The sequence below is a fragment of the Arenimonas maotaiensis genome (genome assembly GCF_014638745.1).
Lineage (GTDB): Bacteria > Pseudomonadota > Gammaproteobacteria > Xanthomonadales > Xanthomonadaceae > Arenimonas > Arenimonas maotaiensis.
Genome location: NZ_BMFO01000003.1, coordinates 247,267 through 272,258 on the forward strand (window position 1 = coordinate 247,267; position 24,992 = coordinate 272,258).

The 24,992-nt window shown below is 67.7% G+C and carries 24 protein-coding genes and 1 tRNA gene; 19 read left to right on the plus strand and 6 right to left on the minus strand.

Going from position 1 to position 24,992, the window contains the following annotated elements:
• The first annotated feature begins 73 nt into the window (after positions 1-73).
• The 6 genes from rpoD (at position 74) to hemC (ending at position 5,423) form a co-directional block, all read left to right on the plus strand.
• Positions 74-1,906 (plus strand): RNA polymerase sigma factor RpoD, encoded by a 1,833-nt coding sequence (rpoD, locus tag IEV56_RS08445; protein WP_188449843.1) that lies wholly within the window; start codon positions 74-76, stop codon positions 1,904-1,906.
• Between the two features lie 7 nt (positions 1,907-1,913).
• A tRNA-Ile gene (locus IEV56_RS08450) sits at positions 1,914-1,989 on the plus strand.
• 75 nt (positions 1,990-2,064) lie between these two features.
• Positions 2,065-2,730 carry an alpha/beta hydrolase gene (locus tag IEV56_RS08455; protein ID WP_188449845.1) on the plus strand — a complete coding sequence of 222 codons (666 nt, stop codon included), beginning with the start codon at positions 2,065-2,067 and terminating at the stop codon, positions 2,728-2,730.
• Positions 2,727-3,755 carry a sensor histidine kinase gene (locus IEV56_RS08460; RefSeq protein WP_188449847.1) on the plus strand — a complete coding sequence of 343 codons (1,029 nt, stop codon included), beginning with the start codon at positions 2,727-2,729 and terminating at the stop codon, positions 3,753-3,755. Before IEV56_RS08455 ends, IEV56_RS08460 begins: the two co-directional genes overlap by 4 nt.
• Entirely contained in the window at positions 3,748-4,470 is a 723-nt protein-coding gene (locus IEV56_RS08465; protein ID WP_229730225.1) for a LytR/AlgR family response regulator transcription factor, read from the plus strand. Before IEV56_RS08460 ends, IEV56_RS08465 begins: the two co-directional genes overlap by 8 nt.
• Positions 4,471-4,505: 35 nt before the next feature.
• Positions 4,506-5,423 (plus strand): hydroxymethylbilane synthase, encoded by a 918-nt coding sequence (hemC, locus tag IEV56_RS08470; protein ID WP_188449851.1) that lies wholly within the window; start codon positions 4,506-4,508, stop codon positions 5,421-5,423.
• Here hemC and IEV56_RS08475 read toward each other — a convergent pair.
• The 4 genes from IEV56_RS08475 to IEV56_RS08490 are packed head-to-tail and all read right to left on the minus strand — an operon-like array spanning position 5,417 to position 10,611.
• Entirely contained in the window at positions 5,417-6,307 is an 891-nt protein-coding gene (locus IEV56_RS08475) for a dimethyl sulfoxide reductase anchor subunit family protein (RefSeq protein ID WP_188449853.1), read from the minus strand. The genes hemC and IEV56_RS08475 overlap by 7 nt on opposite strands.
• Positions 6,307-7,041: a 4Fe-4S dicluster domain-containing protein gene (locus IEV56_RS08480; protein WP_188449855.1), complete on the minus strand. Its 735-nt coding sequence runs from the start codon at positions 7,039-7,041 to the stop codon at positions 6,307-6,309. Before IEV56_RS08480 ends, IEV56_RS08475 begins: the two co-directional genes overlap by 1 nt.
• On the minus strand, positions 7,038-9,815 hold the full coding sequence (locus tag IEV56_RS08485; RefSeq protein ID WP_188449857.1) for a molybdopterin-dependent oxidoreductase: 2,778 nt from the start codon (positions 9,813-9,815) through the stop codon (positions 7,038-7,040). The genes IEV56_RS08480 and IEV56_RS08485 overlap by 4 nt, the downstream gene beginning before the upstream one ends.
• 40 nt (positions 9,816-9,855) lie before the next feature.
• Complete coding sequence (locus tag IEV56_RS08490; protein ID WP_188449859.1) at positions 9,856-10,611, minus strand: sulfite exporter TauE/SafE family protein; 756 nt, start codon at positions 10,609-10,611, stop codon at positions 9,856-9,858.
• A gap of 77 nt (positions 10,612-10,688) precedes the next feature.
• Between IEV56_RS08490 and IEV56_RS08495 the strand changes: the two genes are divergently transcribed.
• The gene (locus tag IEV56_RS08495) at positions 10,689-11,654 is read left to right on the plus strand and encodes a helix-turn-helix transcriptional regulator (protein WP_188449861.1); all 966 of its coding nucleotides are present in this window, start codon (positions 10,689-10,691) and stop codon (positions 11,652-11,654) included.
• Between the two features lie 2 nt (positions 11,655-11,656).
• The gene (locus IEV56_RS08500) at positions 11,657-12,565 is read left to right on the plus strand and encodes a patatin-like phospholipase family protein (RefSeq protein ID WP_188449863.1); all 909 of its coding nucleotides are present in this window, start codon (positions 11,657-11,659) and stop codon (positions 12,563-12,565) included.
• On the opposite strand, the gene IEV56_RS08505 is transcribed toward IEV56_RS08500, so the two are convergent.
• Positions 12,544-13,101 carry a lipocalin family protein gene (locus IEV56_RS08505; RefSeq protein WP_229730226.1) on the minus strand — a complete coding sequence of 186 codons (558 nt, stop codon included), beginning with the start codon at positions 13,099-13,101 and terminating at the stop codon, positions 12,544-12,546. The two genes, IEV56_RS08500 and IEV56_RS08505, sit on opposite strands and share 22 nt — an antisense overlap.
• Before the next feature lie 129 nt (positions 13,102-13,230).
• Between IEV56_RS08505 and IEV56_RS08510 the strand changes: the two genes are divergently transcribed.
• The 8 genes from IEV56_RS08510 (at position 13,231) to IEV56_RS08545 (ending at position 20,764) form a co-directional block, all read left to right on the plus strand.
• A complete protein-coding gene (locus IEV56_RS08510) occupies positions 13,231-13,506 on the plus strand; it encodes a hypothetical protein (protein ID WP_188449865.1) in 276 nt (91 codons plus the stop codon).
• Between the two features lie 74 nt (positions 13,507-13,580).
• Positions 13,581-15,662, plus strand: coding sequence for a prolyl oligopeptidase family serine peptidase (locus tag IEV56_RS08515; protein ID WP_188449867.1), 2,082 nt, complete (start codon positions 13,581-13,583; stop codon positions 15,660-15,662).
• 3 nt (positions 15,663-15,665) lie between these two features.
• The gene (locus IEV56_RS08520; RefSeq protein ID WP_188449869.1) at positions 15,666-17,783 is read left to right on the plus strand and encodes a S9 family peptidase; all 2,118 of its coding nucleotides are present in this window, start codon (positions 15,666-15,668) and stop codon (positions 17,781-17,783) included.
• Between the two features lie 106 nt (positions 17,784-17,889).
• Positions 17,890-18,018 (plus strand): LPS translocon maturation chaperone LptM, encoded by a 129-nt coding sequence (gene lptM, locus IEV56_RS08525; protein WP_188449871.1) that lies wholly within the window; start codon positions 17,890-17,892, stop codon positions 18,016-18,018.
• Positions 18,018-18,848, plus strand: coding sequence for a diaminopimelate epimerase (dapF, locus tag IEV56_RS08530; RefSeq protein ID WP_188449873.1), 831 nt, complete (start codon positions 18,018-18,020; stop codon positions 18,846-18,848). Before lptM ends, dapF begins: the two co-directional genes overlap by 1 nt.
• Positions 18,841-19,515 carry a DUF484 family protein gene (locus IEV56_RS08535; protein WP_188449875.1) on the plus strand — a complete coding sequence of 225 codons (675 nt, stop codon included), beginning with the start codon at positions 18,841-18,843 and terminating at the stop codon, positions 19,513-19,515. Before dapF ends, IEV56_RS08535 begins: the two co-directional genes overlap by 8 nt.
• The gene (xerC, locus tag IEV56_RS08540; RefSeq protein WP_188449877.1) at positions 19,512-20,411 is read left to right on the plus strand and encodes a tyrosine recombinase XerC; all 900 of its coding nucleotides are present in this window, start codon (positions 19,512-19,514) and stop codon (positions 20,409-20,411) included. Before IEV56_RS08535 ends, xerC begins: the two co-directional genes overlap by 4 nt.
• Complete coding sequence (locus IEV56_RS08545; RefSeq protein ID WP_188449879.1) at positions 20,408-20,764, plus strand: gamma-butyrobetaine hydroxylase family protein; 357 nt, start codon at positions 20,408-20,410, stop codon at positions 20,762-20,764. Before xerC ends, IEV56_RS08545 begins: the two co-directional genes overlap by 4 nt.
• Before the next feature lie 60 nt (positions 20,765-20,824).
• Here IEV56_RS08545 and IEV56_RS08550 read toward each other — a convergent pair whose 3' ends face one another.
• Positions 20,825-21,310, minus strand: a complete 486-nt coding sequence (locus IEV56_RS08550; protein WP_188449881.1) for a F0F1 ATP synthase subunit epsilon — start codon at positions 21,308-21,310, stop codon at positions 20,825-20,827.
• A gap of 97 nt (positions 21,311-21,407) precedes the next feature.
• On the opposite strand from IEV56_RS08550, the gene ubiE reads away from it, so the two are divergent.
• The 3 genes from ubiE to IEV56_RS08565 are packed head-to-tail and all read left to right on the plus strand — an operon-like array spanning position 21,408 to position 24,990.
• Positions 21,408-22,154, plus strand: coding sequence for a bifunctional demethylmenaquinone methyltransferase/2-methoxy-6-polyprenyl-1,4-benzoquinol methylase UbiE (gene ubiE / locus IEV56_RS08555; protein ID WP_188449883.1), 747 nt, complete (start codon positions 21,408-21,410; stop codon positions 22,152-22,154).
• A complete protein-coding gene (locus IEV56_RS08560) occupies positions 22,154-24,073 on the plus strand; it encodes a M1 family metallopeptidase (RefSeq protein WP_188449885.1) in 1,920 nt (639 codons plus the stop codon). The genes ubiE and IEV56_RS08560 overlap by 1 nt, the downstream gene beginning before the upstream one ends.
• Positions 24,070-24,990, plus strand: coding sequence for an alpha/beta fold hydrolase (locus IEV56_RS08565; protein ID WP_188449887.1), 921 nt, complete (start codon positions 24,070-24,072; stop codon positions 24,988-24,990). Before IEV56_RS08560 ends, IEV56_RS08565 begins: the two co-directional genes overlap by 4 nt.
• Positions 24,991-24,992: the final 2 nt, after the last annotated feature.

The following is a 24,992-nucleotide window of genomic DNA, read 5'->3' on the forward strand; positions in this document are numbered from 1 at the left end:
AAGAGATACGGACGGACTCCGGAGCTCTGTTATAATATGCGGTTCCCCTCAACCCTTGGCCACACGAGCGACTATGACCACGCCACGCAACATCAAATCGGAAATCGAGGAACTCATCGCCAAGGGCGTCGACCAAGGCTACCTGACCCTGGCCGACGTCAACGACCACCTGCCGGAAGACCTGATCGATCCCGATGAGATGGAGAACATCATCGGCATGATCAACGACATGGGCATCGTGGTGCACGAATCCGCGCCGGACATCGAGACCCTGCTGCTGTCGGGCCGCAGCACCGGCAGCAGCGTCGACGTGGTCGCCGCCGAAGAGGCGGTCGCCGTGCTGTCCTCGCTGGAGAACGAAGCCGGCCGCACCACCGATCCGGTGCGCATGTACATGCGCGAGATGGGTTCGGTCGACCTGCTGACCCGCGAGGGCGAAATCGTCATCGCCAAGCGCATCGAAGAGGGCTTGGGCAAACTGCACACCGGCCTGGCCAATTTCCCCTGGATCACCCAGCAGATCCTCGCCGACTACGAAGAGCACAAGGCCGGCCGCAAGCGCCTGTCGGAAGTGGTCATCGGCTTCAACGACCTGGAGGACGCCGATGCCGGCCTGCCGCCGGCCGATGATGTGGTCGCCGACGACGACGAGGAAGCCGACGCCGAGGCTACCCCGGCCGAGACCGGACCGGACCCGGCCGAAGTGGCGCGCCGCATGGAACTGCTGGCCGAGCTGACCGCCAAGTTCCAGAAGGCCGTCGACAAATACGGCTTGGAGGATCCGAAGGCGCAGAAGATCCGCGTCGCCATCGCCGACGAAGTGCTGCGCCTGCGCTTCCCGCTGGTGCAGACCGACTCCCTGCTCGGCCGCCTGCGCGAGGTGATCGCCGAAATCCGCCGCCACGAATCGGCCGTGCTCAAGCTGTCGGTCGACGCCGCCAAGATGCCGCGCAAGGATTTCCTCAAGGCCTGGAAGGGCCATGAGACCGACCTCGACTGGGCCGACAGCGTCATCGCCCGCAAGCAGAAGTGGTCGTCCGGCATGCGCGAGCACAAGGACGCCATCGTCGCCCAGCAGGAAGCCCTGCGCGCGATCGAGAAGGAGCTGTACGCGCCGCTGGCCGAGATCAAGCGCGCCAACGACGAGATGCGCTACGGCGAGGAGATGGCCCGCAAGGCCAAGAAGGAGATGGTCGAGGCCAACCTGCGCCTGGTCATCTCGATCGCCAAGAAGTACACCAACCGCGGCCTGCAGTTCCTCGACCTGATCCAGGAAGGCAACATCGGCCTGATGAAGGCGGTCGACAAGTTCGAGTACAAGCGCGGCTACAAATTCTCCACCTACGCCACCTGGTGGATCCGCCAGGCCATCACCCGCTCGATCGCCGACCAGGCGCGCACCATCCGCATTCCGGTGCATATGATCGAGACCATCAACAAGCTCAACCGCATCTCGCGCCAGATGCTGCAGGAGATGGGCCGCGAAGCCACGCCGGAAGAGCTGGCCAAGGCCATGGAGATGCCCGAGGACAAGATCCGCAAGGTGATGAAGATCGCCAAGGAGCCGATTTCGCTGGCCACCCCGATCGGCGACGACGAGGATTCGCACCTGGGCGACTTCATCGAGGACAGCAACATCGAGTCACCGATGGAAAGCGCCACCAGCATCGGCATGCGCGAAGCGGTCAGCGGCGTGCTGGCCGGCCTGACCCCGCGCGAGGCCAAGGTGCTGCGCATGCGCTTCGGCATCGACATGAACACCGACCACACGCTGGAAGAGGTCGGCAAGCAGTTCGACGTGACCCGCGAGCGCATCCGCCAGATCGAAGCCAAGGCCCTGCGCAAGCTGCGCCACCCGTCGCGCGCCGACGTGCTGCGTTCGTTCCTCGACTCCGACAACGGCTAAGCCTGCCGGGCCTATAGCTCAGCGGTTAGAGCAGGGGACTCATAATCCCTTGGTCCTAGGTTCAAATCCTAGTGGGCCCACCAACGCGAAACCCCGCCGCACGGCGGGGTTTTTCGTGCCGGCTGCGCTATCATGAAGGCCGGAAAAGGAAACCCGCCATGCTGCAGACCGTCGAACACGCCACCGCCAAAACCCCCGCCTGGAGCGTCATCTGGCTGCACGGCCTGGGCGCCGACGGCAACGACTTCGCGCCGATCGTGCCCGAGCTGGTGCGGCCGGGCTGGCCCGGCATCCGCTTCGTGTTCCCGCACGCGCCGGTGCGTCCGGTCAGCATCAACGGCGGCGCGCGCATGCGCGCCTGGTACGACATCGTCAGCATGGAGCTGGACAAGCGCGCCGACGAGGCCGGGCTGCGCGAGTCGATGGGCGAAGTCGACCGGCTGATCGCGCGCGAACGCGACCGCGGCGTGCCGCTGTCGCGCATCGTGCTGGCCGGCTTCTCGCAGGGCGGCGCGGTGGTGCTGGCGCACGCGCTGCGCCAGCGCGTGCCGGTGGCCGGTGTGATGGCGCTGTCCACCTATCTGCCGCTGGGCGGCAAGAACGCCGAGGAGCGCACGCCCGAGTCGGCCTCGATTCCGGTGTTCATGGCGCACGGCGCGTTCGATCCGGTGATTCCGCTCGGCCTGGGCGAACATAGCCGGCGCCAGCTGCAGACCTTCGGCTTGGACGTGCGCTTCAAATCCTATCCCATGCAGCACAGCGTCTGCGCCGAGGAGATCCGCGACATGGCGGATTGGCTCGGGGAGCGTTTCGCCGCGCGATGAGCCGGAGCGGCCAGCCGCTGCCGGATTTCTGCCGGCCGCCGCGCATCGCCGCGGTGTGCGGCATCACGCAGCTGGCGGTGGTATTGCTGTTCCTGTCGCCGCTCGGCGTGCATCCCGGCGGACTGACCACTTTCCTGGCGGCTTCGGCGTTCGCGCAATGGCTGGCATTGAGCGCCGCCGTGCTGCTGTGCCGGCTCGGGCCGGCATTGGCCGGCTTGCCGCTGCCGTTGGCCTCGGCCGTGGCGGCGACATCGGTCGGCACGGTGTCGGCGCTGGCGGCCTGGCTGCTGTACGTGCTCGACCGCGAGTCGCAATACCGCGCGCTGCAGCATCTGGGTGCGGTGCAGTTCAGCCTCGGCACGGCGCTGATGATGGCGCTGCTGTGCGCGGTGATGCTGCGCTACTTCTACGTGCGCGAACAATGGCAGGCGCAGGTGAAGGCCAATGCCGCCGCCGCGCTGCAGGCCCTACAGGCGCGCATCAATCCGCACTTCCTGTTCAATTCGATGAACACCATCGCCGCCCTAGTGCGCAAAGACGCCGCCACCGCCGAACGCGCCATCGAGGACCTGTCCGACCTGTTCCGCGCCGCGCTCGGCGATGAACGCGCCGACGCCAGCTTGGCCGAGGAACTACAGGTGGTGCGCCAGTACCTGGCCATCGAGCAGCTGCGTCTGGGCGCGCGCCTGCGCGTCGACTGGCATCTGACCGAAGATCTGCCGCTGCAGTGCCGATTGCCGCGCCTGTTGCTGCAGCCGCTGTTCGAGAACGCGGTGCTGCACGGCATCGCGCCGCGGCCGGAAGGCGGCGAGATCCGCGTTACCGCCGACACCGCCGACGGCCGTCTGCGCCTGCGTCTGTGCAACCCGTTGCCATTGGCCGATGAGCCGGCCGGAGCCGGCCACGGCCACGCGCTGGCTTCGGTGACGCGACGGCTGGAGCTGTATTACGGCGGCCGCGCCCGTCTGCAGAGCGCGCGCGAGGATGGCCGCTTCGTCACCCGTCTGGAGCTGCCCTGTGACTAGGCCGCTGTCGGTGTTGGTGGTCGATGACGAGCCCTTGGCGGTCGAACGTCTGTGCGCCTTGCTGGCCGAGATGCCGGATTGCGCGCTCGCCGGCGTCGCCGGCAACACCAGGGAGGCCTGGCAGCTGGCCCAGCGTCTGCTGCCGGACGTGGTGCTGCTCGACATCGCCATGCCCGGCGAATCCGGGCTGGAATTGGCCGGCCGTCTGGCCACATTGCCGAAGCCGCCGGCCGTGGTGTTCTGCACCGCGTTCGGCCAGCATGCGCTGCAGGCCTTCGACGCGCAGGCCATTGATTATCTGTTGAAGCCGGTCCGCCGCGAACGTCTGGCCGACAGCCTGGCGCGCGCCCGCCGGCTGATCTCGATCTCCGTGCCGCCCGTGTCCGAGGCCTTCGTCGCCGCCACGGTCGGCGGCGTCATCCGCCGCATCGCGCTGGCCGACATCCGTTATCTGCACGCCGACGACAAGTACACCGTCGCCCACCATCAGGGCGGCGAACATGTGCTGGACCAGACGCTGAAGGAGCTCGAGCAGCAGTTCCCTGCGCAGCTGGTGCGCATCCACCGCAACTGCCTGGTCAACCGGGCGCAGCTGCAGGCCCTGCGCCGCGACGCCGACGGCCATGTCTGGGCGCTGCTGAAGGATATCCAGCGGCCGTTGGAGGTCAGCCGCCGCTGCGCCGGCGAGCTGAAGGACTGGTTCAAGGGCGGCTGATGCCTCCGGCGCCGGCCGCGTGCGATAATGGACGCATGCAGACCATCCGATTAGCCACCCGGGAAAGCGCGTTGGCGCTTTGGCAGACCAATCATGTCGCGGCGCTGTTGCGCGCGGCCCATCCCGGCTTGAACGTGGAGCTGGTGCCGATGACCACGCGCGGCGACCAGGTGCTGGACGTGTCGCTGGCCAAGATCGGCGGCAAGGGATTGTTCCTGAAGGAACTGGAAGTGGCGATGCTGGAAGGCCGCGCCGACGCCGCCGTGCATTCGCTGAAGGACGTGCCGATGGAGCTGGAGGACGGCTTCGCGCTGGCCGCTGTGCTGCGGCGCGACAACCCGTTCGACGCCTTCATCTCCGGCGCCTACGCCAGTCTTGACGAGCTGCCGCCCGGCGCGGTGGTCGGCACGTCCTCGCAGCGCCGGCAGGTGCAATTGCGGCAGTTGCGCCCGGATCTGGTGATCAAGGACCTGCGCGGCAACATCAACACGCGCCTGGCCAAGTCCGCGGCCGGCGAATTCGACGCCATCATCCTGGCCTGCGCCGGCCTCGAGCGCCTCGGCCTGCAGGCGCACATCCGTTCCGTGCTCGCGCCCGATACCTGGTGGCCGGCGGTGGCGCAGGGCGCCATCGCGGTCGAAACCCTCGACGCCCGCCCGGAGGTGTCCGCGCTGTTCGTGCCCCTCAACTGCAAAGAGACGGAAATCCGCGTGCGCGCCGAGCGCGCCTTGAACCGCCAGTTGCACGGCTCCTGCCAGGTGCCGGTGGCGGCGTATGCCGAGTTCGTCGAAGACCGCCTGCGCTTGACCGGCTGGGTCGGCGAAGCCAGCGAAAACACCTCCATCAGCGCGCAGGGCACGGGCGATGCCGAACATCCGGAGGCTTTGGGCGAATTCGTGGCCGAGAAGCTGTTCGCCCGCGGCGCGGCGGCGATGCTGAAACTGCCTCAGTAGTACAGGCTCACCACATGCCTGGCCTCGGCGAAGAACAGCCAGCGCCCGATGAACACGCCGAGCATGCCGGACACCGCGGCCAGGCTGTATAGCCAGGGTTGGTCCAAGGTCCAAGCGCCGAGACAGGCGATCAGCGGCAAGGCGTAACCGAAGAAGCTGCAGAACTCGCGGAAGCGTCCGCTGTGCCTGCGCGCCAGCACGTGCACCATTTCCTTGGTGATGAAGTTGGCTTCGGTGTGCGGATGCTCGAACACCGACACGCTGCGTTCCTCCGGCAGGCCGAGCGCGCTGCTGCGGGTGATCGCCAGCGGCCGGTCGTTGTTGCGCCAGTAGCGCGTCATCAGCCAGAGCGTGATCATGGCCAGAATCGCCAACGCCGGGGCGAAGGTCCATACCGCGTAGATCGAGGCCAGCCATAGTCCGCCGGTGTACAGGGCGGTGACCAGATAGATCGGTACTACGGTGGCGTGCGTCCAGGCCGGCACCGTCTTCAGGCAGTGATAGATCTTGGCGGTGCAGAACACGGTCAACAGGCTCAGCGCCATCAGCGCCGCGGCCAGGAATTTCTGCATCGGCCCGTGCTGCGGGAAAAAGACCAGCGCGCCGGCCGGCAGGAAGCACAGCACCGCCGCTACGCCCTCGCGCGACAGCCAGGCGCTGCGCCATTGCGAGAACGCGCGCCAGACGCGCTCCTTGCGGCCCAGATGCAGGGTGGAGCTGAGCAGGCCGATGACCACGAACAGCGCGCCGGTGCCGAGCGTCAGGTAGTCGCGTACGCCGAAATCGCGGTCGTGGCCGAGCAGGGACGCGCCGAACCAGAACCACAGGCCGTAACCGGCGCCGGACAGCGTGCTGAAGAAGATGACGGAAAGGGCGGGATGCATCAGCGGCTCAGTATCCTGTCGAGCCAGCGCAGCGCCGCCGGCAATTGCGTGGTGTCCAGGGTTTCCTCGGCCGGCGCCGGGACCGGCTGTTTCCGGCGCGGCGGCAGGTAGCGGTTCACCGACCGGTAGCCCAGTTCCGGCATCAGTTCGCGGCCGCCGCGTTCGCGCGATTTCACCGACACCTCGGAATCCGGATCGGCGAAATCGCCGAAGCCGCGCGCGCGCGTCGGGCAGGCCTGCACGCAGGCCGGTTGGCGTTGCGCCTCGGGAATGCGCTGGTCGTAGATGCGGTCCACGCACAGCGTGCATTTCTTCATCACGCCTTCGCTCGGCGAGTATTCGCGCGCGCCGTACGGACAGGCCCAGGAGCACAGCTTGCAGCCGATGCAGGTGTCGGGATCGACCAGCACGATGCCGTCCTCGGCGCGCTTGTGGCTGGCGCCGGTCGGGCAGACGCTGACGCAGGCCGGCGTCTCGCAATGCAGGCAGGAGCGCGGGAAGTGCAGGGTACTGGCCGGCTGGTCGCCGAGCGCGTCCAGCTCGTAGCTGTGCACGCGGTTGAACCAGACGCCGTCCGGTGCCGCGCCGTAGGCGTCCAGGTCCGGCAACGGGCCGGACGCGCCCTGGTCGTTCCATTCCTTGCAGGCCACCGCGCAGGCGTGGCAGCCGACGCAGATGTCGAGATCAATCAGCAGACCGAGCTTCTTGGCGGTCGTGGTCGGCAGGCGGGTCATACCGGCTCCGTGCGCGCCAGCGGCGCGAATTGCGGCAGGCTATGGGTTTGCGGCGCCACCTTGCGGATCGCCACGCGCAGGTCGAACCAAGCGGCCTGGCCGGTGATCGGGTCGGCGTTGGCGTAATCGCCCTGCGGCGTCAGGTCGGAGATCAGCGGATTGAGCAGGAAGCCCTGATTGCCTTCCGGTGCCTTGGCCGACAGGCCCCAGCTGCCTTTGCGCTTGCCGAGCGCATTCCAGGTCCAGACCGTGTCGCGTTGCACGTTGCCGGTCAGTTTCACCGGCACGGTGATGGCGCTCAGGTGCGAACGCAGCTCCACCCAGTCGCCGTCGCTCAGGCTGTAGCGCGCCGCGGTGTCGGGATGTAAATAGAGATAGTTGCGCGCCATGATCTGCCGCAGCCAGGCGTTCTGCGAACCCCAGGCGTGGTACATGAACGGCGGCCGCTGGGTCAGCGCGTGCAGCGGGTATTCGGTGGAATCGGTCTGCGCGTGTTCGAACGGCGCGTACCAGAACGGCAGCGGATCGAAGTAGCGGCGCACGCGTTCGCGCTCGGCCTCAGGCGGCTGCACGGCGCCGAAGCCCTCGGCGGCCAAGCGGAATTTCTGCAGGGTTTCGGAATACAGCTGCAGCACGATCGGTTCGCTGGAGGCGATGAAGCCCATCGTCTTGGCCCATTCCAGGTAATCGCGGTTGGCCATCTTGTAGTAGCGGCCGGATTCCGGCACGGCGGCATGCCAGAAACCGCCGTGTTCGATGTAGCGTTGCAACTGCTCCGGATTGGGCGCGCCTTTGCCTTCCGCTTCGCCGTGCTCGCCGCGCCAACCGGCCAGCAGGCCGACGCCCGGCGCGCGCTCGTGGCGCAGGATGTAATCGGCGTAGTCGCGGTATTTCGGCGATCCGTCGGCGTGCACCAGGGCGGGCAGGCCCAAACGCGCGCCGAGGTCGATCAGCACCGACTGGAAACCGCGCACGTCGCGGTCGGGCGCCAGCACCGGATGCCGGATGGCGTCGGACGCGCCGTCGGCGTCGGAGATCGGCCGGTCGAGCAGGCTGATGGCGTCGAAGCGCTCCAGATACGTGGTGTCCGGCAGAATCAGGTCGGCATAGGCGCACATCTCGCTGGCGTAGGCGTCGGCGTAGATGATGTAGGGGATGCGGTAATTGCCGTCGGCGTCGGTGTCGGTCAGCCAGTGCAGGGTGCCGTGCGTGTTCATCGCCGAGTTCCAGCTCATGTTGGCCATGAACAGCATCAACACGTCGATCTTGCCGTGTTCGCCCGAGTGCGCGTTGCGCAGCACGGTATGCATCATGCCGTGCACTGCCAGCGGATAGCGCCAGGAATAGGCTTCGTCCACCCGCAGCGGCTTGCCGGCAGGATCCACCAGCAGGTCTTCCGGACCGTGCACGAAGCCCAGCGGCATCGCGTTCAGCCGGCCCTCGTCGTCGCGCGTGCGGCCCGGACGGTTGCCGGGCGGAATCGGGCGCGGGAACGGCGGCTGGTAGCGGAACGAGCCCGGCGCATCGACCGCGCCGAGCAGCAGCTGCAGCAGATGCAGGGCGCGGCAGGTCTGGAAGCCGTTGGCGTGCGCGCTGATGCCGCGCATGGCGTGCATCGCCACCGGCCGCGCCGGCATGTCGGCGTGCCGGTTGCCGGCGCTGTCGGTCCAGGCGATCGGCAGGCTGAAGCCGTTCTCGAATGCGGCCTCGGCCAGTTCCGCGGCCAGGCGGCGGATGGTGGCGGCCGGTACGCCGCAGGTCTCGCTGACCATCTCCGGCGAATAATCCTCGCCGCCGTAGCGCTGCAGGATGTGTTCGAACACCGGCCGCGCGACGCGGCCGTCCGGCAGCAGATGGCTGCCGGTCACCACCGGCGAGATGCCGCTGGCGTCTGCCGGCACCGCCGTCTGCAGGCGCCGCTCCCAGCACAGGATGCGGCCCTCGGCATCACGCGCGAACAGGCCGTGTTCCGCCGTGCCGGGCGCATCGACCAGCAAGTGGTGGGCATTGCTGAAACGCACCAGGTAATCGAGATCGACCCGGCCGGTGCGCAGCAGTTCGTGGATCAGTGCCATCGCCAGCAGGCCGTCGGTGCCGGGCCGGATGCCGACCCACTCGTCGGCGATGGCGCCGTAGCCGGTGCGCACCGGATTGATGGCGACCACCTTCGCGCCGCGCGACTTCAACCGGCCCAGGCCGAGCTTGATCGGGTTCGAGTCGTGGTCTTCGGCCACGCCCCACAGCATCAGGTAGCGGGTGTGCTCCCAGTCCGGTTCGCCGAACTCCCAGAAGCTGCCGCCGAGCGTGTACAGGCCGCCGGCCGCCATGTTGACCGAGCAGAAGCCGCCGTGCGCGGCGTAGTTGTAGGTGCCGTACTGCTGCGCCCACCAGCCGGTCAGCGCCTGCGACTGGTCGCGGCCGGTGAAGAACGCCAGCCGGTTCGGGTCGACGGCGCGCGCCGCGGCCAGTTTCTCCGTGGCCAGCGCCAGCGCCTCGTCCCATTCGATCTCTTCGAAGCGGTTCTCGCCGCGTGCGCCGATGCGCCTCATCGGCTTACGCAGCCGCGCCGGCGAGTAGTGCTGCATGATGCCGGCCGAGCCCTTGGCGCACAGCACGCCGCGGTTCACCGGGTGCTCTGGATTGCCTTCGATGTAGCGCACCTTGCCGTTCGTCAGGTGCACGTTGATGCCGCAGCGGCAGGCGCACATGTAGCAGGTGGTGCGCGCGATGCGGTCGCCGGGCGCGTCGTCGGAATCCAGCACGGGGTCGGTCATGGCGGTTATTGTGGCATAAGCCCGCGTCCCGCGGCCGCGCTCAGGCCAGGAACGCCTTCCACAGCGTATAGCCGCTGCTGCCGATGATCAGCAGGCCGACCGCGGCCATCATCGGCCGGTGCGGTACGCGTTTGGCCAGATAGCCGGCGATCGGCGCCGCGCACAGGCCGCCCAGCGCCAAGCCGAGCACGATGTTCCAGTGCTGCACGCCGATGGTGGCGATGAACACCGCCGAGGAGGTCAGTGTCACGAAGAATTCGACCGCGTTGACCGTACCGATGGTGTAGCGCGTGTGGTTGCCGCGCGCCAACAGGGTCGAGGTCACGATCGGGCCCCACCCGCCACCGCCGATGGCATCGATCAGGCCGCCGAGGAAACCGAGCGGTCCGACGCGCTTCTCGACGTGGATCGGATTGATCTCGCGCAGCGCCTTGAGCAGCACATAGACGCCCATCAGCGCCAGGTAGCCGGCCACGTAGGGCTTCAGCGCGTCGCCCGGCAGTTCGGTCAGCACGTAGGCGCCGATGCCGGCGCCGAGCATGCCGGGCAGCACCAGACGCTTGAACAGCGGACTGTGCACGTTGCCGAAGCTGTGGTGCGAGATCGCCGAGGCGCCGGTGGTGACGGTTTCGGCGAAATGCACGGTGGCGCTGGCGGTGACCGGCGGCACGCCGGCGGCCAGCAGGAAGGACGAGGCGGTCAGCCCGTAGGCCATACCCAGCGCGCCATCGACCATCTGCGCGGCGAAACCGATCAGCATGAACAGCAGGAAGGCGTGGTCGATGAAATCCGGCATGCGGCGGTCCGATGGCGTCTTGCCAAAGCCTGCGCTGCGGGCGATGCTAGACGGGAACTCCATTCTATCGTGAAACCATGGACCGTTACGACCGCATATTCGCCCTGCACAAGCGCCTGAAGCTGTCGCGCTACCCGGTCAGCGTATCGACGCTGATGGAGGAGCTGGGCTGTTCGCGCGCCACCCTGTACCGCGACCTCGAGTTCCTGCGCGACGTGCTGCAGGCGCCGTTGCTGAGCGCCGAGACCGGCGTGTTCTACGACCGGCTGCAGATCGACCAGTTCGAGCTGCCGGGGCTGTGGTTCAGCTCCGACGAACTGCATGCGCTGCTGGCCACGCACGAACTGCTCAACCGTTCCGGCGCCGACGTGCTCGGCAGCGCGCTGGAACCGCTGCGCAAGCGCATCGACAGCCTGCTGGCCGACCAGGCCAAGGGCCGGCGCTGGCCGGTCGAACGCATCCGCGTGATCGGCTCGTACACCCGCACGCGCGACGAGGCGGCGTTCCGGCAGGTAGCCGGTGCGGTGCTGGCGCGCAAACGCCTGCGCTTCGACTACACCGCGCGCTCCACCGACCAGCTGACCACGCGCACGGTGTCGCCGCAGCGGCTGACCCACTACCGCGACAACTGGTACCTGGACGCCTACGACCACGAGCGCGATGCCCTGCGCAGCTTCTCGGTCGACCGCATGCGGCATGTGCGGTCGCTGGACGAGGACGCGCACGACGTGTCCGAGCAGGAGCTGAACGAGCAGTTGACCGAAGGCTACGGCATCTTTTCCGGCAAGGCCCGGCACACCGCCACCATCGTGTTCTCGGCCGAGGCCGCGCGCTGGGTGGCCGAGGAGCACTGGCATTCGAAGCAGGAAGGTCGCTTCCTGCCGGACGGCCGCTATGAATTGAAGGTGCCGTACAGCAATCCGCGGGAGCTGCTGATGGACGTGTTGCGCTACGGCGCCGACGCCGAGATCACCGCGCCGGTGCCGCTGCGCGAATCGGCGCGGATGAGTCTGCAGCTGGCGCTGGCCCGCTACGGCGGCTGAACATGGCCGCGGCCGACAAACGCATCGCCCTGGTGTTGGGCTCCGGCGGCGCCCGCGGTTTGGCGCACATCGGCGTGATCGAGGAGCTGCAGGCGCGCGGTTACGCCATCGAAGCGGTCGCCGGCTGCTCGATGGGCGCCTTGGTCGGCGGCATCTTCTGCGCCGGACGCCTGCCGGAGTACCGGCAGTGGGCCTGTTCGCTGACCCGTCGCGAAGTGTTCGGCTTGGTCGACTTCGCCTTCGGGCATCCGGGCTTCATCAAGGGCGACCGGGTGATGGCGGTGCTGCGCGGTTTGACCGGCGAACATCTGATCGAGGCCTTGCCGGTGCCGTTCACCGCCGTCGCCACCGATTTGGACGCCCGCCGCGAGATCCGCATCGGCCACGGGCCGCTGTTCGACGCCATCCGAGCTTCTATCGCCATTCCGATGCTGTTGACCCCGCACCGCTACCTCGACCGTGATTTGGTCGACGGCGGTTTGTTGGCGCCCTTGCCCTTGGCCGCCGGCAAGGCCTTCGGCCTGCCGCGTCTGTTCGCGGTCGATCTGAACGCCGAGCGTACCGCGATTGCGCCGCCGGCCTTGCCGGCGATGCAGCCCGTTGCCGCGCCGCTGCCGTCGAACGATACACTGCGCGCCATCCAGCAGGGCTGGGCGCGTCTGCTGCAGGGTGTCCGCCCGGCCGTCGCCAACGGCAGCAACCGCGGCCTGATGGACCTGATGTCGCAGTCCTTGGGCGCCATGCACGGCTTCATGACCCAAATGCAGCTCGAACGTTACCCGCCCGACCTGTTGATCGGCATTCCGGAGAACGCCTGCGCCATCTACGAATTCTGGCGCGCCGAGGAGATGATCGCGCTCGGCCGACGCATCGCCGGCGAGGCCCTGGATCAGTTCGAAGCCGGCAGCTGACTCGGGGTCTGCGGCACGCGTACCAGATCGGCCGGATCGTAGCCGTAGGCGGCGAAGCGCGCGGTCAATTCGGCCAGTTGCGCGTCCGACATCACCGGCTCGCGCGCGAACACCCACGCCATGCTGCGGTCGGGATTGCCGATCAGGGCCCAGCGGTAATCCGGCGAGACCTCCAGGATCAGCAGTTGCGCGCGGATCAGGCCGCCCCAGAAGCGCACCTGCCAGTGGTTGTTGTTGCTGCCCGGATAGACGCGGGCGGTGGCCTGCATGCGGCGCTCCGGTTCGCCGAAGCGCTTGCGGTACACGAACACGTTGTCGATCTTGCCGTCGGGCTTCAGCGCGTACACGTCGGCGGTCGCCACTTTGCCTTTTTCGGCGAAGTACGGGATGTGCGCGATGACCCACCAGCGGCCCATGTAGCGTTCCAGGTCGACCACGGCCGAGCTGGTCAGCGGCACCGGTTTGCCGGCGTTGGCCACGCCGAACAGGGCCAGCGAGATGCCGATGACGGCGATGACGGCGAGGAATTTGGCCATGGGATGCTCCTTGATACCTTGCCATATTGCGCCTCACGGTCTGAAGGAGGCGTCAATTTTGGCGCGTCTCGCGTCATGAGAGCGTGCCGGCCGACACTGGTCCGACCCGAACCGACAGGAGATGCCCGAATGACCGCCGCCACCATCCGCCGCCTGGGCTGGCAAATCCCACTGCTGTTGCTGTTGCCGTCGCTGTTGATGCCCGCCTGGTCTTGGCACAGCGCCTGGTTCGGCCTGTGGCCGCTGTGGCTGGCGGCGATGCCGCTGGCGGCCTATGGGCTGTCCCGCAGGGCCGCGCGCGCAGTCGTGCAAGCGCCGTGCCCGGCCCGCACGCAAGTGCTTGTTTTCCCCATTGTCGCCCGGCCAAAAGCGCCGTCCCGGCACGCGGCACGGCGAGCAGCATGACCTGAGGCAGGGGCGCCCGGCCGCGGGTTTATGGTATTTTGCGGACTTCATGTCCGTCACAAGGAACCCGATGCATGCGTCCCAACGCCTTGATGCTGTCCGTCCTGCTCGCCGCCCCGGCGGGAGCGCAATCCGTGGCTGAAGATCCGTACCTGTGGCTGGAGGGCGTGGAAGACGCTAAGGCGCTGGATTGGGTCCGCGGCGAGAACGCCAAGACCCAGGCCGAGCTGACCGGCACGGCCGAATTCGCCGCCCTGCGCGACGACCTGCGCGCGATCATGGATTCCAACGCCCGCATCCCGGGCGTGACCAAGATGGGCGATTACTACTACAACTTTTGGCGCGACAAGGCCAATCCCGCCGGGCTGTGGCGGCGCACTACCTTGGCTGAATACCGCAAAGCCGAGCCGGCCTGGGACGTGCTGATCGATTTGGACGCGCTCAACAAGGCCGAGAACGCCAACTGGGTCTGGCACGGCGCCGACTGCCTGAAGCCGGCCTATGACCGCTGCCTGATCGCGCTGTCGCGCGGCGGCGCCGACGCCGACGAGACCCGCGAATTCGACCTGGCCGGCAAGCGTTGGCTGAAGGACGGCTTCTTCCGCCCCGAAGCCAAGGGCGCCTTGGGCTGGAAGAGCCGCGACGAAGTCTACGTGTATACCGACTTCGGCGCCGGCAGCATGACCGAATCCGGCTACCCGCGTATCGCCAAGCTCTGGCGCCGCGGCACGCCGCTGGCCTCGGCCAAGACCGTGTACGAGGGCCGCGCCGACGACATGTACATCGCCGCGATGCGCGACGATACCACCGGCTTCGAACGCGACTTCGTCTCGCGCACGTTGGCGTTCTACAACGACGAGCTGTACCTGATCGGCGCCGACGGCGGCCTGGCCAAGGTCGACGCGCCGAACTCGGCGCAGAAGAGCGTGCACAAGCGGCACCTGCTGCTGGAGCTGCGCGAAGCCTGGACCGTGGCCGGCAAGACCTATCCGGCCGGCGCCCTGATCGCCGCCGACTTCGACGCCTTCATGCAGGGCCAGCGCGCGTTCCGCGTGCTGTTCGAGCCGAGCGCCAGCACCTCGCTGGCCGGCTACAGCTGGACCAAGGACTTCCTGCTGCTGAACGTGCTGGACGACGTCAAGAACCGCATCTCGGTGCTCGATCCGGCCAAGGACTGGGCCGCGCGGCCGCTGGCCGGCGCGCCGGGGTTCGGCACGCTGTCGGTGTCGGCGGTGGACGACGAGGAGTCCAACGACTATTTCCTGACCGTCACCGACTACCTGACGCCGACCGCGCTGATGCTGGGTGCGGTCGACGCCAAGCCCGAGACGCTGAAACAGTTGCCGGCCTTCTTCGACGCCAGTCAACACCAAATCAGCCAGAACTTCGCGGTCAGCAAGGACGGCACCCGCGTGCCGTACTTCATGGTCTCGCGCAAAGGCATGGCGCTGAACGGCGACAACCCGACCCTGCTGTACGGCTACGGCGGCTTCGAGATCTCGCTGACGCCGTCGTATTCGGCTTCGGTCGGACGCGCCTGGCTGAGCCAGGGCGGCGTGTACGTGGTGGCCAACATCCGCGGCGGCGGCGAATACGGTCCGCGCTGGCACCAGGCGGCGCTGAAGGCCAACCGCAACAAGGCCTACGAGGACTTCGCGGCGGTGGCCGAGGACCTGATCGCGCGCAAGGTGACCCAGCCCAAGCGCCTCGGCATGCAGGGCGGCAGCAACGGCGGCCTGCTGATGGGCAACATGACCGTGATGTATCCGCAGCTGTTCGGCGCGGTGGTCTGCCAGGTGCCGCTGCTGGACATGAAGCGCTACCACAAGCTGCTGGCCGGCGCGTCCTGGATGGCCGAATACGGCAATCCGGACACCGACGACTGGAACTTCCTGAAAGCCTATTCGCCATACCAGAACGTGCGCGCCGACGGCAACTACCCGCCGGTGCTGTTCACCACCTCGACCCGCGACGACCGCGTGCATCCGGGTCACGCCCGCAAGATGATGGCGCGCATGGCCGAGCAGGGTCACGACGTGCGCTACTACGAGAACATCGAGGGCGGCCACGGCGGCGCGGCCAACAACGAACAGGCCGCGTTCATGCAGGCGCTGGCCTACACCTTCCTGAAACAGAAACTTTTCCCCGAGGACTGACCCATGCACGCATCCCTGAAACCGCTGCTGCTCGCCTCGCTCGCCTGGAGTGCCCTCGTGTCCGCCGAAACCCCGAAACCGCCCACCATCGCCAAGAAGCCGCACACGGTGACCGCCCCGCACGGCGCCGAACGCCGCGACGACTACTACTGGCTGCGCGACGACTCGCGCAAGAACCCCGAGATGCTGGCGGTGCTGAACGCCGAGAACGCCTACGCCGACGCCATGCTGGCCAAGTCGAAGCCGACCGCCGACGCGCTGTACGCCGAGATCACCGGCCGCATCAAGCAGGACGACGCCTCGGTGCCGTACCTGAAGAAAGGCTACTGGTACTACTCGCGCTTCGAAGCCGGCAAGGATTACGCCATCATCGCCCGCCGCAAGGGCACCATGGACGCGCCGGAGGAGATTCTGTTCGACCAGAACGCGATGGCCGCCGGCAAGGGCTATTTCAGCATCGGCGACTGGGAGATCAGCCCGGACAACGGCAAGGTGGCCTGGGCCGAGGACTCGGTCGGCCGCCGCCAGTACCGGCTGTTCGTGAAAGACCTGGCCACCGGCCAGGTGCAGGCCGACGTGGTCGACAATGTCGAGCCCAACATCGTCTGGGCCGACGACAACCGCACCCTGTTCTACATCGAGAAGGATCCGGTCACCCTGCTCAGCAAACGGGTCAAGACCCACGTGCTCGGCAGCGACCCGGCGCGCGACGCGCTGGTGTACGAGGAGGCCGACGACAGCTTCTACATGGGCATCGGCCGCACCCGCTCCGACCAATTCATCTGCATCCAGGTGCAGAGCACGGTCAGCTCGGAGATGCGCTGCACGCCGGCCGCCAAGCCGGGCGCGTTCACCGTGTTCGCGCCGCGCCAGCGCGACGTCGAATACAGCGCCGATCACCTCGGCGGCCGCTGGGTGATACGCACCAACTGGAACGCGCCGAATTTCCGGCTGATGACGCTCGATGCCGGTAAGGCCGTCGGCGACCGCGCGGCCTGGCAGGAGCTGGTGCCGCACGCCGGCGACGTGTTCATCGAGGGCTTCGAGCTGTTCGACGGCTTCATCGCCGTCGAGGAACGCTCGAACGCGCTGCTGCGCCTGCGCACCCTCGGTGCCGACGGCAAGAGCGAATTCGTGGCCAGCGACGAGCCGGCGTACACCATGGGCCTGAACGTCAACGCCGAACCCGGCACCGACTGGCTGCGCTACGGCTACACCTCGCTGACCACGCCGAACACCTTGTACGAAGTGAACGTCAAGACCGGCGAGCGCCGTCTGCTGAAACGCGATCCGGTGCTGGGCGGCTACAATCCGGACGACTACGTGACCGAGCGCCTGTGGGCCACCGCCCGCGACGGCACCCGCATCCCGGTCTCGGTGGTGTACAGGAAGGGCTTCAAGAAGGACGGCAAATCCGCGCTGCTGCAGTACGCCTATGGCAGCTACGGCTCCAGCACCGACCCGCGCTTCTCGATCATCAACGTCAGCCTGCTCGACCGCGGCATGGTGTACGCCATCGCGCACATCCGCGGCGGCCAGGAGATGGGCCGCGCCTGGTACGACCAAGGCAAGCTGCTGAACAAGATCAACACCTTCACCGACTTCATCGACGTCACCCGCTTCCTGGTGGCCGAAGGCTACGCCGCCAAGGACCGCGTGGCGGCCTACGGCGGTTCGGCCGGCGGCCTGCTGATGGGCGCCATCTCCAACATGGCGCCGCAGGATTACCGGCTGATCATCTCGCAGGTGCCGTTCGTGGACGTGGTCACCACCATGCTCGACGAGAGCATCCCGCTGACCACCAACGAGTACGACGAGTGGGGCAATCCGGCCGACCGCAAATATTACGACTACATGCTGTCGTACTCGCCGTACGACAACCTGGAGCGCAAGGCCTATCCGACCATGTTCATCGGCACCGGCCTGTGGGATTCGCAGGTGCAGTACTTCGAGCCGGCCAAATACGTGGCCAAGCTGCGCGAGCTGAAGACCGACCGCAATCCGGTGGTGTTCCGCGTCAACATGGAGGCCGGCCACGGCGGCAAGTCCGGCCGCTTCCGCCGCTACCAGGAAAGCGCCGAACAGTTCGCCTTCATGCTGCAGGTGCTGGGCGTGCCGTAAGCCGCGCCGGTCGTTTTCGGACGCATGCAAGGGTCCGGAAATTTCCGGGCCTTTCGCGTTGCGGCCGGCGCATGCCCAAGTTGCCGGGAACGGCTATACTTCCTGCATGAAACGATCCGCACTGAAACTCCCGTTCGCGCTGCTTTGCCTGTGCCTGGCGCTGTCGGCCTGCGGCAACAAAGGCCCGCTGGTGAAGCCCGAGCCGGCCGGCGCCGAGGCCAAGGCCGCCGGCTGATGCCCCTGCGCTTCACCAAGATGCACGGCGCCGGCAACGACTTCGTCGTGCTCGACCGCCGCGACGGCGCGCCCTTGCCCGACGCCGGACTCCTGCGCCAGATGGGCGATCGCCATTTCGGCGTCGGCTTCGACCAGTTGCTGGTGATCGAACCGCCGAGCGCGGACGGCTCCGTGGCGTCTTACCGCATCCTCAACCAGGACGGCAGCTTCGCCGGCCAGTGCGGCAACGGCGCGCGCTGCGTGGCGCACTGGTTGGTGACCGAAGGCGCGACCGACGCCGCCGCGTTCACGCTCGACAGCCCGGCCGGTCCGGTCGGCGTGCGCCGCTTGGGCGAGCGTTACGCGCTGGACATGGGCTTCCCGTATTTCGCACCCGACGACATTCCGCTGCTGGCCGAGGCCGAAGCGCCGCTGTACCGCTTCCCGATCGACGGCGTCGAACACGCCTTCAGCGCGGTGTCGATGGGCAATCCGCACGCGGTGTTCCTGGTCGATTCGGCGCAGGACGCACCGGTGGCGCACTGGGGTCAGGCGCTGCAGGCCGCGCAGGTGTTTCCCGACGGCGTCAACGTCGGTTTCGCCGAGCGGGTCGACGCCGGCAACATCCGCCTACGGGTGTTCGAACGCGGCGTCGGCGAGACCCTGGCCTGCGGTTCCGGCGCCTGCGCCGCCGCGGTCAGCCTGATGCGCCTGGGCCTCGTCGCGCGCCATGTCGCGGTGCATTTGCCGGGGGGAACGCTTATGATTGATTGGCCGGACGATTCCGCGCCGGTGACGATGACCGGACCCGCCGAACGGGTCTACGAAGGAGAATGGCGGCATGCTTGACGAACGTCCGGAGAAACTGAGCGCGCATGAAGTGGCGGTGTGGTTACGCCGGCATCCGGATTTCCTCGGCCAGTTCCCCGATCTGGCGATGAGCCTGACGGTGCCGAAGGAAGACGGCAAGACCGCGACGCTGTCGTCCTACCAGCTCGAGATCCTGCGCGACAAGAACAAGGAGCTGGCGCGCCGCCTGCACGAGCTCGGCCTGAACGCGCAGGACAACGAACGCCTGAGCCAGCACGTGCACGAGCTCAGCCTGGCCCTGCTGCGCGCGCGCACGCCGGCGGAGGTGGTGCACACCTTCGCCGCCTGCCTGACCGAGGATTTCGCCGGCGAGTCGGTGCGCATCATCGGATTCGCGCCGATTCCCGGGTTCGACGAACCCTGGTTCAGCCATATCGCCGCCGACGATCCGCGCTTGGCGCCGTTCGCCGACTGCCTGGCCAGCGACGAACCGATCTGCGGCCGGCTCAATCCCGAAAAATTGCCGTTGCTGTTCGGCGAAGACCGCGGCTTCGCCCAGTCGGTCGCCCTGATTCCGGTCGGCCGCATCGGCCTGATCGCCATCGGCAGCGCCGACCCGCACCGGTTCTATCCGGGCATGGGCACGCTGTTCCTGCGCTGGATCGGCGAACTGTTCCACACGGCGATGACCCACACGCGCCGATGAGCGCCATCGCGGCCGGCGTCGAAGACTATCTGCGCCATCTCGCCGTCGAGCGCCGGGCCTCCCCGCATACCCTGAGCAACTACCGCCGCGACCTGCAGGCCTGGTGCGACCACTGCGCGGCGGAGGGCGTGCATGATCCGACGCAATTGCAGTTCGCGCACATCCAGCGCTTCCTGGCCCAGGAGCACCGCCGCGGGCTGGCGCCGAAAAGCCTGCAACGCCGGCTGTCGGCGTTGCGCAGCCAGTTCAAATACCTGATGAAGCAGGGCGTGCTGGGCAGCGATCCGAGCGCCGGTCTGCGCGCGCCGAAAGCGCCGCGCAAGCTGCCGCAGGTGCTGGACGTGGACGAGGCGGTGGCTTTGGTCGAGTTGCCGACCGACGGCGAACTGGGTCTGCGCGACCGCGCCCTGCTCGAGCTGCTGTACTCCAGCGGCCTGCGCGTCTCGGAACTGTGCGCCCTGCGTTGGCGCGACCTCGATCTGGACGACAGCCTGGTGACCGTGCTCGGCAAGGGCGGCAAGAGCCGGGTGGTGCCGGTCGGCAGCCACGCGGTGGCGGCCCTGCGCGCCTGGCGCGCGGCAGCGCCGGCCGATGCCGACGCGCCGGTGTTCCCCGGCCGCGGCGGCGCGCCGCTCAGCACGCGCGCGGTGCAGCTGCGCCTGCGCCAGCTGGCGCAGCGCCAAGGCATCTGGAAGCGCGTCTATCCGCATCTGCTGCGGCACAGCTTCGCCAGCCATTTGCTGGAATCCTCGGGCGACCTGCGCGGCGTGCAGGAACTGCTCGGCCACGCCGACATCGCCACCACCCAGATCTACACCCATCTGGACTTCCAGCGCCTGGCGGCGGTGTACGATAACGCCCATCCGCGCGCCAAGCGCCGGAAGGAGACGACATGAGCCCGAAACCGACCGACATCATCCTGCACCGCGCCTCGCACACCCTCGAGGTGGCGTTCGACGACGGCAGCCGCTACCGCCTGCCCTGCGAATACCTGCGCGTCGAGTCGCCCTCGGCCGAAGTGCAGGGCCACAGTCCGGACCAGCGCGTCTGGGTCGCCGGCAAGCGCGACGTCAACATCGCCGCCATCGAACCGATGGGCAATTATGCGGTGGTGCTGCGCTTCAGCGACGGCCACGACACCGGCATCTACACCTGGAGTTTTCTGAAGGAACTGGGCGAGCAGCATGACGCGCGCTGGGCGCGCTACCTGCAGGCGTTGGCGGACAACGGATTGGCCCGCGAGCCCTGATTCCACGGCCATGAAAAAGCCGGCACATGTGCCGGCTTTTTCGTCGCGTGCGGTGCGCGGTTACAGGTCGTCGCGGTCGCCGGAGATCTCCAGCTCCATGTTGTCTGCAGTCTCGGCCACGATGTCCATCACCGACTCGAGCTCCTTGGCGTCCAGGTCGTCCGGCAGCTTGGCCACGAAGTACAGCACATCGCCGGCGATTTCCCAGCTGCCGAGCTTGTTCTTGCGGCTTTCGGCCAGCAGCTCCAGCGCCTTGGCGCCGTCGATGTCGTCTTTTTCGACCCGGCCGGCCGGGGAGAACACTTCGCGGATCCTGAAGCCGCCGACTTCCTCGGTGCCGCCGGAGACGAACACCAACTGGGTCCGTCCTTCCTTGGCGTAGTTGTAGGTCACCTTGTAGTCGCCGTCGCCGTCGATTTCGTATTTCATGCCGCGGGCATCCAGCCGGCTCTTGACCGAGGCATCGCTGGCGCGGGCATCGGTGGCGGCGACGGCCAAGGCGGCCGACAGGAACAGCACGGACAGGACGGGCAGAACAGGTTTCATGGAGGACTCCGGGTGGGCGATGACCCATTCTGTCGCCGCCGCCGGCGCTTGTCCAGTCGGCCGCTGAAATCGCCGCGCCGGCGTGTGATAATGGGCCATGAACGAGAAAACCACCCATTTCGGCTTCCGCGACGTCCCGGTCGGCGAGAAGAAAAAGCTGGTCGGCGAGGTGTTCACCTCGGTCGCCGGCAAATACGACGTGATGAACGACCTGATGTCGCTCGGCGTGCATCGGCTGTGGAAGCGCTATTTCACCGGCACCTCCGGCATCAAGCGCGGCGACCGCGTGCTCGACCTGGCCGGCGGCACCGGCGACATCGCCAAGCTGCTGCTGGAGCGCGTCGGCGAGACCGGCGAGATCGTCATCGGCGACATCAACCGCGAGATGCTCGGCGTCGGCCGTGACCGGCTGACCGACCTCGGCCTGGTCAAGGGCCTGCGCTACGTGCAGCTCAACGCCGAGGCGCTGCCGTTCCCGGACGCCAGCTTCGACGCCATCACCATGGCCTTCGGCCTGCGCAACGTCACCGACAAGCTGGAGGCGCTGAGGTCGATGCACCGCATCCTGAAGACCGGCGGCAAAGTGATGGTGCTGGAGTTCTCCGAGGTGCAGGCCGAGTGGTTCCGGCCGATCTACGATTTCCATTCGTTCAAGGTGCTGCCCAAGCTCGGCGAACTGATCGCGGGCGACGCGCACAGCTACCGCTACCTGGCCGAGTCGATCCGCAAGCACCCGAACCAGGCCGGCCTGAAGGCCCTGATGGAAGAGGCCGGCTTCGCTCAGGTTTCGGTACGCAACCTGTCCGGCGGCATCGTCGCCATCCACAGCGGATTCAAGATCTGATGAACATTCCCGTCTCCCGTTTCCTGCTCGGCGGCCTGCTGGCCCTGTCCTTGGCCGCCTGCCAGCGCGCCGCCGAACCCGCCGCCGGCACCACCAACACCCTGTCCGCGGCCGAAGGCCTGGATCCGAATTCCTATGCGCGCACCGATCAGGTCCGCATCCGCCATATTTCGCTCGACCTGGCCGTGGACATGACCGCGCGCACGCTGTCCGGCAGCACCGACCTGCATCTGGACTGGCTGGACGACAAGGCCCGCGAACTGGCGCTGGACACCCGCGCGCTCGACATCCGCGGCGTCGAAGGCCTGGACGGCAAGGCTTGGCGCAAGCTCGCCTACCGCCTGGACGCGGCCGACCCGATCCACGGTTCGGCCCTGCGCATCGCCGTCGATAAACCCCTGCCGCGCGTGCGCATCCGCTATGCCACCCGGCCGGAGGCCTCCGGCCTGCAATGGCTGACGCCGGAGATGACCGCCAGCGGCAAACCGTTCCTGTTCAGCCAGTCGCAGGCCATCCACGCCCGCTCCTGGGTGCCGTTGCAGGACACGCCCGGCGTGCGCTTCACCTACGACGCCCGCATCCGCACCGACAAATCGCTGATGGCGCTGATGAGCGCCGACAACGACCCGGCCGCCGTGCGCGACGGCGACTACCGCTTCGAGATGCCGCAACGCATTCCGTCCTATCTGTTGGCCATCGCCGTCGGCGACGTGGCGTTCCGGCCGATTTCGGCGCGCTCCGGCGTTTGGGCCGAGCCCTCGGTGGTGGAAGCCGCGGCCGCGGAGTTCGCCGACACCGAGAAGATGATCCAGGTCGCCGAGGCGTTGTACGGCCCGTACCAATGGGGCCGCTACGACATGCTGGTGCTGCCGGCCAGCTTCCCGTTCGGCGGCATGGAGAATCCGCGTCTGAGCTTCATCACGCCGACGGTGATCGTCGGCGACAAATCGCTGACCAGCCTGATCGCGCACGAGCTGGCGCACTCCTGGTCGGGCAATCTGGTGACCAGCGCCAGCTGGAAGGACATCTGGCTCAACGAAGGCTTCACCAGCTACGTCGAGAGCCGCATCGTCGAGTCGGTGTACGGCCGCGAGAAGGCCGAGATGGAGAACGTGATCGGCCAGTTCGGCTTGGCCGGGGAAATGAAGGCGATGCCGGCAGTCGACCAGAAGCTGGCCTTGGCGCCGCTGACCGGGCGCGATCCCGACGAGGCGCTGAGCGATGTCGCCTACGTCAAGGGCCAGTGGTTCCTGATGTTCCTGGAGCAGCGTTTCGGCCGCGAGACCTTCGACGCCTTCCTGCGCCACTGGTTCACCACGCATGCCTTCACCAGCACGCACAGCGCCGAGTTCGAGCGCTTCCTGACCGTCGAGCTGCTCGAGAAGCATCCGGGCAAGGTCAGCGTGGGCGAAGTGCGCGAATGGCTGCACGATCCGGGCATTCCGTCGTCGGCGCGTCCGGCGACCTCGACGCGCTTCGACGCCGTCGACCGCGCGCAGGCCGATTGGCTGGCCGGCAAGGTTCCCGCGGCCGGGCTCGACGCCGCCGGCTGGAGCACGCAGGAGCGGGTGCGCTTCCTGGAACGCATGCCGGACACCTTGAGCGCCGCGCAACTGGCCGAATTGGACGCCGCCTTCGCCTTCACCGGCACGCCCAACGCCGAAATCGCGCAGCGCTGGTATCCGCTGACCGTGCGCAGCGGCTATACCGACGCGCGTCCGGCGATCGAAGCCTTCCTCACCCAAATCGGCCGCCGCAAGCTGATCATGCCCACCTACGAAGCCTTGGCGGCGACCGATGACGGCCGCGCTTTCGCGCGCGCGGTGTTCGCCGAAGCCAAGCCCGGCTATCACCCGATCACGGTGAGCTCGGTGACGCAGGCTTTGGCCGATCCGGCCCCGGAGGCGGCCACACCGTGAAACGGCTGCTGATCGCCTTGGCCGTTTCGGCAGCGCTGGCGGTCGGTTTCGTCTGGCTGTTCCCGGAACAGGCGCTGCGCGCGGAGTTCGCCCGCCAACGCCTGCTGGCCGGTGCCGAGGTCAAAATCCGCGCCGTGGACGGCGAGACCTGGCATTATCTGGAGGCCGGCCGCGGCCCGTTGATCGTGTTGGTGCACGGCTATACCGGCAGCAAGGAGAATTGGCTGCCGGTGATGAAACGCCTGTCGCGCGCGCACCGCGTGATCGCGGTCGACTTGCCCGGCTGGGGCGAGAGCGCGCCCAAGCCCGGCGCCGATTACAGCCCGTTGGCGCAGGCGGCGCGTCTGGACGCGTTCCTGCAGGCGCAGGACGAACCGGTGGCCCTGCTGGTCGGGCATTCGATGGGCGGCATGATTTCCGGACTGCTGCTGTCGGACGCGCATACGGCGCGCGTCGAGCGCGTGGTGTTCATGTCGGCGGCCGGCGTGCGCTTCAAGGAGAACGCGTTCGCGCGGCGCGTGCTCGCCGGCGACAATCCCTTCGCGGTGTATGAAACCGGCGCCTTCCTGGCCTTTCTCGACCGATACGTGTTCGCCGATGCGCCCTATCTGCCGACGCCGATGGCGCGGGTGATGGTCGAGCGCCGCGCCGCCAAGCGCGCGTTCGAGCGCCGGGTGTTCGAGCAGATGCGCCTCGGCCCGCAGGCCTTCCTGTTGCAGGAGCGCTTGCCGGCGATCCGCCAGCCCGTCGGCCTGCTCTGGTGCGACGGCGACGCCATCATCGATCCGAGCGCGGCCGCGGTGTTCGCCGCCGGCTTACCGGTTTCGCAGACGCATATTCTGTCCGGCTGCGGCCACATGCCGATGATGGAGCGGCCCCGGCCGGTGGCCGACTACCTGCTCGGCCGTCTGCGCTGAGC

Coding starts and splice junctions, on each gene's coding strand:
- IEV56_RS08455 (WP_188449845.1), top strand. CDS start 2,065: ATGCTGCAGACCGTCGAACACGCCACCGCCAAAACCCCCGCCTGGAGC.
- IEV56_RS08505 (WP_229730226.1), bottom strand. CDS start 13,101: ATGGCCAAATTCCTCGCCGTCATCGCCGTCATCGGCATCTCGCTGGCC.
- IEV56_RS08460 (WP_188449847.1), top strand. CDS start 2,727: ATGAGCCGGAGCGGCCAGCCGCTGCCGGATTTCTGCCGGCCGCCGCGC.
- ubiE (WP_188449883.1), top strand. CDS start 21,408: ATGAACGAGAAAACCACCCATTTCGGCTTCCGCGACGTCCCGGTCGGC.
- IEV56_RS08475 (WP_188449853.1), bottom strand. CDS start 6,307: ATGCATCCCGCCCTTTCCGTCATCTTCTTCAGCACGCTGTCCGGCGCC.
- IEV56_RS08510 (WP_188449865.1), top strand. CDS start 13,231: ATGACCGCCGCCACCATCCGCCGCCTGGGCTGGCAAATCCCACTGCTG.
- IEV56_RS08500 (WP_188449863.1), top strand. CDS start 11,657: ATGGCCGCGGCCGACAAACGCATCGCCCTGGTGTTGGGCTCCGGCGGC.
- rpoD (WP_188449843.1), top strand. CDS start 74: ATGACCACGCCACGCAACATCAAATCGGAAATCGAGGAACTCATCGCC.
- IEV56_RS08480 (WP_188449855.1), bottom strand. CDS start 7,041: ATGACCCGCCTGCCGACCACGACCGCCAAGAAGCTCGGTCTGCTGATT.
- IEV56_RS08550 (WP_188449881.1), bottom strand. CDS start 21,310: ATGAAACCTGTTCTGCCCGTCCTGTCCGTGCTGTTCCTGTCGGCCGCC.
- xerC (WP_188449877.1), top strand. CDS start 19,512: ATGAGCGCCATCGCGGCCGGCGTCGAAGACTATCTGCGCCATCTCGCC.
- IEV56_RS08545 (WP_188449879.1), top strand. CDS start 20,408: ATGAGCCCGAAACCGACCGACATCATCCTGCACCGCGCCTCGCACACC.
- IEV56_RS08495 (WP_188449861.1), top strand. CDS start 10,689: ATGGACCGTTACGACCGCATATTCGCCCTGCACAAGCGCCTGAAGCTG.
- IEV56_RS08535 (WP_188449875.1), top strand. CDS start 18,841: ATGCTTGACGAACGTCCGGAGAAACTGAGCGCGCATGAAGTGGCGGTG.
- dapF (WP_188449873.1), top strand. CDS start 18,018: ATGCCCCTGCGCTTCACCAAGATGCACGGCGCCGGCAACGACTTCGTC.
- hemC (WP_188449851.1), top strand. CDS start 4,506: ATGCAGACCATCCGATTAGCCACCCGGGAAAGCGCGTTGGCGCTTTGG.
- IEV56_RS08485 (WP_188449857.1), bottom strand. CDS start 9,815: ATGACCGACCCCGTGCTGGATTCCGACGACGCGCCCGGCGACCGCATC.
- IEV56_RS08490 (WP_188449859.1), bottom strand. CDS start 10,611: ATGCCGGATTTCATCGACCACGCCTTCCTGCTGTTCATGCTGATCGGT.
- IEV56_RS08520 (WP_188449869.1), top strand. CDS start 15,666: ATGCACGCATCCCTGAAACCGCTGCTGCTCGCCTCGCTCGCCTGGAGT.
- IEV56_RS08560 (WP_188449885.1), top strand. CDS start 22,154: ATGAACATTCCCGTCTCCCGTTTCCTGCTCGGCGGCCTGCTGGCCCTG.
- lptM (WP_188449871.1), top strand. CDS start 17,890: ATGAAACGATCCGCACTGAAACTCCCGTTCGCGCTGCTTTGCCTGTGC.
- IEV56_RS08515 (WP_188449867.1), top strand. CDS start 13,581: ATGCGTCCCAACGCCTTGATGCTGTCCGTCCTGCTCGCCGCCCCGGCG.